We start from the raw sequence: 5,223 nt of genomic DNA, 5'->3' as shown, positions 1-5,223 counted from the left end.
CGCGGCCTCGCCGAAATAAGCGAGCCGATCGACGGCGGGCACGCCGGCGCCGCGCTCAAGCCGCGTAGGGAACGTCTCGCACAACCAGCGCGCACCGGTTGCCTGCGCGATCCGCGCGGCCGCGGCTAGCCCTGCAGCGCGAGTCGCATCCCCACCGACCAGGATCAACGTGGGCTCGCCCGACCGCAGCACCTCTTTCACCGCGGGCGCCAGCAGCGGGTCGGCACCCGTTGGCTGCGCGGCCATCGCCGGGGCGGGCTGGGCGCCGTCGGACCAGGAGACATCGGCGGGCAATATCAGCGTCGCGATCTCCGCACCCGCCCGGCTGACGGCGATCGCCTCGGCCGCGTCAGCTGCGACGTCACCGTCGGAGCGGCGCACCCATCCCGACACCGTCCCGGCGAGCGCATCGATGTCGGATTCCAGTGGGGCGTCGTACTTCTTGTGATAGGTGGCGTGATCGCCGACGACCACCAGCATTGGCACCCTGGCACGCCGGGCGTTGTGCAGGTTGGCCAGGCCGTTGCTCAGCCCGGGGCCGAGGTGCAGCAGCACCGCGGCGGGACGATCGGCGATGCGGGCGTAGCCATCGGCGGCGCCGGTCGCCACACCTTCGAAAAGCGTCAGCACTCCGCGCATTTGGGGAACCGCGTCCAACGCCGCGACGAAGTGCATCTCGGACGTTCCGGGGTTGGCGAAGCATACGTCGACGCCGCCGTCGACGAGGGTGTTGATGAGGGCCTGGGCACCGTTCACGGTTCGACTGTAAACGCGGTCAGGCGGCCAGCGCGGTGCGGGCCGCGTCATGCGCCTGCTGCGCGTACCCGCCGCCGAACAGCACGACATGGGCCAGCAGCGGAAACAGTTGGTGCAGCCCGATCCGGTCGCGCCAACCGGGCTTCAGTGCGCGCACTTGCTGGTAACCGGCAACGACGGCCTCGTAGTGCGGGCAGCCGAACAGCGCGAGCATCGCCAAATCGGTCTCGCACTGACCACCGTGCGCCGCCGGGTCGATCAGCACCACCCCGTCGGGCGTCCACATCAGGTTGCCGCTCCACAGATCGCCGTGCAGCCGGGCCGGCGGGTCATCGTCGTCGAAGTCCCCTGCTCGGCATCGCGCCGCGACGGAATCGACCGCGGCTCGGGTCGAAGCATCGAGGCGCGGTGCGGCGAGATCGGCCATCGGGGTCAGTCGCTCATCGGCGTAAAACTGGCCCCAGAATTGGTGCGGCTGCAGCGACATCAGCAATGGCCGCGATAACGGTCCGAAGAACCCGGGCCCGTCCCATCCATCGGGCCCAGCGCCGAACCCCGTTGCGCCCGCATTGTGCGTGACGGCCAGCCGGTGGCCGAACTCGTATGCTGCGTCGGGCGTCGGAGACACCGAGTCAAGCCGCCGCAAGGTCAGGCTGGTCGCGTCAACAGAAACCACCTGCGCGCAGGGCACGCCGCCGTCGACAGCGGAAAGCCAGCGCAGCCCGGCGGCCTCGCACGCGAAGAAGCCGGTTGGCGCGGCCGAGTTACGTTTGACGAAGTCGGTCACGCAGTGGCGTGCGCGGCATGCACATCGTCGGCCGGACGCGCCTCAGTCTGTTCCTTGGCCCAGCGGTAGTCCGGTTTGCCGGCCGGCGAACGCTTGACTTCGTCGACCAGCCAAAGGCTGCGTGGCACTTTGTATCCCGCGATCTCGGCGCGCACGAAGCTGTCCAGCTCGGACAGCGCCGGCCGAGAGCCCGGCCGGGCCTGCACCACCGCGGCCACATGCTGGCCGTAACGGGCATCGGGCACGCCGACCACCAAAGCGTCGAAGACGTCGGGGTGGCCCTTGAGCGCCGCCTCGACCTCTTCGGGGTAGATCTTCTCGCCGCCGCTGTTGATCGACACCGAGCCGCGGCCCAGCATGGTGACGGTGCCGTCTTCCTCGACCTGCGCGTAGTCGCCCGGAATCGCGTAGCGCACCCCGTTGATGGTCTGGAAGGTCTCGGCGGTCTTCTTCTCGTCCTTGTAGTAACCGACCGGGATGTTGCCCTTCTTGGCGATCAGACCGCGCACGCCGGAACCGGGCTGCACCTCGTTGCCGTCCTCGTCGAGAACGACGGTGCGATGGTCGATCGTCACGCGCGGGCCACCGCTGTGCGGCGCGTCCTTGGCGACGATGCTGGTGCCGCCGAAGCCGGTCTCCGACGAGCCGATGGAGTCGGTGATGACCCGGTTGGGTAACAGCTCGAGCAGTCGCTCCTTGATGCTCGGCGAGAACAGCGCCGCGGTGCTGGCGAGCAAGAACAGCGAGGACAGGTCGTACTCGTTGCCTTCGTCCTGATGAGCCAGCAATGCGTCGAGCAGCGGCCGCGCCATCGCGTCGCCGGTAAAGAACAGCAGGTTCACCTTGTGGACGTGAATTCTCCGCCACACCTCGTCGGCGTTGAATTCCGGTGCCAGCAGGGTGGTTTGGCCAGAGAAGATCGACATCCAGGTGGCCGACTGCGTGGCGCCGTGGATCATCGGCGGGATCGGATAGCGGATCATCGGCGGATTCTGCGCGGCGGCTTTGGCGAGGTCGTGCTCGTCTTTGACGAATTCGCCTGTGGCGAAGTCAGTTCCGCCGAACAGCACCCGGTAGATGTCCTCGTGGCGCCACATCACGCCCTTCGGGAAGCCGGTGGTGCCGCCGGTGTAGAGCAGGTAGATGTCATCGGCGCTGCGCTCACCGAAGTCACGCTCGGGCGAACTGTCCGCGACCGCCGCATAGAACTCGACACCGCCGTAGTTCTGGTAGGCGCTGTCTGGCACATCCGAGCCGTCGTCGACCACCAGGACGGTCTTCACGTTCGGGGTGTCCGGCAGCACGTTGGCGACCCGGTCCGAGTACTGGCGCTCGTGGACCAGCGCAACCATGTCGGAGTTCTCGAACAGGTAGCGAAGTTCGCCCTCGACGTAGCGGTAGTTGACGTTGACCAGGATGGCGCCGGCCTTCACGATGCCGAGCATCGCGATGACGATCTCGTTGCGGTTGCGGCAGTAGAGGCCGACCTTGTCGTCCTTCTTCACGCCCTGGTCGAGAAGGTAGTGCGCCAGGCGGTTGGCCTTCTCCTCCAATCGGGCGTAGGTCAGCTGGTCGTCGCCGCAGATCAGGGCAACACGGTCGGGTACGGCGTCGATGGCGTGCTCAGCCAGGTCCGCAATATTCAGGGCCACGGACCCCAAATTAGAACGTGTTACATTTCCTGACAAGTCCGACGCCCGCATGGAGGAAGGCGATCACCCGTGAGCGAGTCCGAAAAAAAGGCCGACGCCATCATTGAGCAGCGCGGACACACCCTGATCTTGACGCTGAACCGCCCTGAGGCCCGCAATGCGCTCTCGACCGAGATGCTCTCGATCATGGTCGAGGCGTGGGACCGCGTCGACAACGATCCCGACATCCGGTGCTGCATCCTGACCGGGGCCGGCGGCTACTTCTGCGCGGGTATGGACCTCAAGGCCGCGACTGCCCGCCCGCCGGGTGACTCGTTCAAAGACGGCAGCTATGACCCGTCGCGCATCGATGCACTGCTCAAGGGCCGTCGGCTGACCAAGCCGCTGATCGCTGCGGTGGAGGGCCCGGCCATCGCCGGCGGCACCGAGATCTTGCAGGGCACCGACATCCGCATCGCCGGCCAGAGCGCCAAGTTCGGCATCTCGGAGGCCAAGTGGAGCCTGTATCCCATGGGCGGCTCCGCCGTGCGGTTGGTACGGCAGATCCCGTACACGGTGGCCTGCGATCTGCTGCTGACCGGTCGGCACATTAGCGCCGCGGAGGCCAAGGACATCGGCTTGATCGGCTACGTCGTTCCCGACGGCGAGGCGCTGGCCAAGGCGCTCGAGATCGCCGAAGTGATCAACAACAACGGGCCGCTGGCGGTGCAGGCGATCCTGCGCTCGATCCGGGAAACCGAGGGCATGCACGAGAACGAGGCGTTCAAGATCGACACCCAACTCGGCATCGCGGTGTTCCTGTCCGACGACGCCAAGGAAGGCCCGAGGGCGTTCAAGGAGAAGCGCACTCCGCAGTTCAAGGGGCGCTGAGGCCCAGGGCCTGACACATCTGCCACATCAGTCTCTGGGCCGGCTGCCTCGCGTTGACTCATCAAATATGCCCGCGTAGCTCCTTCGTTGCCTCATGTGTGAATGCCGGCGTACGGCGTGTCGTTGGGGGCCTGTGGGGTGGGGCTGGGCTACCGCCGGATGATGGGGTTGACGTTGGCGCAGCGCAGTGCCGTGACGAGGGCGATCGCGGTTCGCTATCGGCGGGCGGGTAAGGCCGAGAAGGCAAAGATTCTTGATGAGTTATGTGCCACGACGGGGTGGCATCGTGATCATGCCCGTAAGGCGTTGCGTGGTGCGCTGCGGCCACAAGTGGTAGGTGCGCGGCGGCCGCGTGCACCGAAGTATGGGCCCAAAGCGGTTGCCGCGCTGGTGTTGTGCTGGTCGGTGTTGGGGATGCCGGCGGGTAAGAGGCTGGCGCCGATGCTGGGTGAGCTGGTGGCGGTGCTGCGCCGGTTCGGCGAGTTGGACGTCGACGAGGACACTGCGGCGCTGCTGGCGGGCATGTCCGCGGCCACCATCGACCGTCGGTTGGCCCCGGAGCGCAAGAAGTACGCCATGAAGGGACGCTCACGCACCAAGCCCGGCACCTTGCTTAAAAGCCAGATCCCGGTGCGCACGTGGGCCGACTGGGACGACGCAGTACCAGGATTCGTCGAGATCGACCTGGTCAGCCATGACGGCGGCAACCCCGCGGGCGAGCATGCCTGGACATTGACGGTCACCGACATCGCCACGGGCTGGACCGAGAACCGCAGCCTGCCCAGCAAGGCCCTCAAAGGGGTTATGGCCGCCCTTGACGACATCACCGCGGTGATGCCGTTCCCGATCCGCGGCATCGACTCCGACAACGGCTCGGAGTTCATCAACTTCCACCTGCTCGACTGGTGCTGCAAGCACCAGATCACCTTCACCCGCTCGCGTGCGGGTAACAAAAACGACGGCTGCCACGTCGAGCAGAAGAACTGGACCACCGTGCGCATTCTCGTCGGCTACCACCGCTACGACACACCCGCAGAACTGCTGCTACTCAACAAGATCTGGACGCTGCAGTCCTTACTGACCAACTACTTCTACCCCCAACAGAAGCTCGTCCTTAAAGTCCGCGACGGCGCGAAAATCACCAAGAAGCACGACACC

General features: G+C 66.3%; 5 protein-coding genes. 2 read left to right on the top strand and 3 right to left on the bottom strand.

The features are described 5' to 3' along the window. The 3 genes from ACLQI9_RS21825 to ACLQI9_RS21815 all read right to left on the bottom strand — a co-directional run. Positions 1 to 756: acetolactate synthase large subunit (locus ACLQI9_RS21825; RefSeq protein ID WP_442392174.1), on the bottom strand; the 756-nt coding region annotated here is incomplete at its 3' end. Between the two features lie 19 nt (positions 757 to 775). Next, positions 776 to 1,543 carry a fructosamine kinase family protein gene (locus tag ACLQI9_RS21820; RefSeq protein ID WP_442392173.1) on the bottom strand — a complete coding sequence of 256 codons (768 nt, stop codon included), beginning with the start codon at positions 1,541 to 1,543 and terminating at the stop codon, positions 776 to 778. Beyond that, the gene (locus ACLQI9_RS21815; RefSeq protein WP_442392172.1) at positions 1,540 to 3,246 is read right to left on the bottom strand and encodes an acyl-CoA synthetase; all 1,707 of its coding nucleotides are present in this window, start codon (positions 3,244 to 3,246) and stop codon (positions 1,540 to 1,542) included. Before ACLQI9_RS21815 ends, ACLQI9_RS21820 begins: the two co-directional genes overlap by 4 nt. A gap of 18 nt (positions 3,247 to 3,264) precedes the next feature. Between ACLQI9_RS21815 and ACLQI9_RS21810 the strand changes: the two genes are divergently transcribed. Both ACLQI9_RS21810 and ACLQI9_RS21805 read left to right on the top strand, forming a co-directional pair. Then, entirely contained in the window at positions 3,265 to 4,065 is an 801-nt protein-coding gene (locus tag ACLQI9_RS21810) for a crotonase/enoyl-CoA hydratase family protein (RefSeq protein WP_442383773.1), read from the top strand. A 162-nt stretch (positions 4,066 to 4,227) separates the two neighbouring features. Beyond that, positions 4,228 to 5,223, top strand: a 996-nt coding sequence (locus ACLQI9_RS21805) for an integrase catalytic domain-containing protein (RefSeq protein ID WP_442392175.1), incomplete at its 3' end; no start/stop codon positions are given.

Origin of the sequence: Mycobacterium sp., from assembly GCF_052143115.1 — a bacterium.
GTDB lineage: Bacteria > Actinomycetota > Actinomycetes > Mycobacteriales > Mycobacteriaceae > Mycobacterium.
Note: the sequence above shows the minus strand (reverse complement) of the source record. Positions and strands in the feature narration are given on the sequence as shown.

Bases quoted from the DNA above. Each gene is read 5' to 3' on its own strand.
- ACLQI9_RS21815 (WP_442392172.1), bottom strand. From the start codon at position 3,246: ATGCGGGCGTCGGACTTGTCAGGAAATGTAACACGTTCTAATTTGGGG.